The 426-nt window shown below is 39.4% G+C and carries 1 protein-coding gene; it reads left to right on the top strand.

The window, feature by feature from the left end; genetic code table 11:
- Positions 1–426: hypothetical protein (locus EVJ21_RS15390; RefSeq protein WP_161568961.1), on the top strand; the 426-nt coding region annotated here is incomplete at both ends.

Raw genomic sequence — 426 nt, 5'->3', positions numbered from 1 at the left:
GCGATGGATGACGAATATACCAGTGAATTGTATACGGTTGACGTAGTTAATGACATGCCAATCGTTATCAAGGGCGCAGAAGACCAGAAAGTTTACAATCGTGATGTTACCATCACATATAATAAAGGTGAACTGTATTTGAGTGGTGTTCATTTCGTAGCCTCAGGTACAATCTTTACGGAAGATGGGTATTATGAACTTAATGGCCAAGATAGTTTTGGACATTACGCAAACATATCATTCACTATCGATAAAACAGCTCCTCAAGTGAGTGGTATTCAGACTGGAAAAGCCTATAAACAGGCGACTTATCCGATATTTACAGAAGGTACAGCCACGTTAAATGGTGTGAATTATATGAGTGGAACGAAAATTGATCAAGAAGGGGAGTACATACTCGTCATTACCGATCAAGCAGGGAACAAA

Source organism: Exiguobacterium sp. SH0S2 (genome assembly GCF_004337185.1).
In the GTDB taxonomy this organism is placed as follows: Bacteria; Bacillota; Bacilli; order Exiguobacteriales; family Exiguobacteriaceae; genus Exiguobacterium; species Exiguobacterium aurantiacum_A.
Note: the sequence above shows the minus strand (reverse complement) of the source record. Positions and strands in the feature narration are given on the sequence as shown.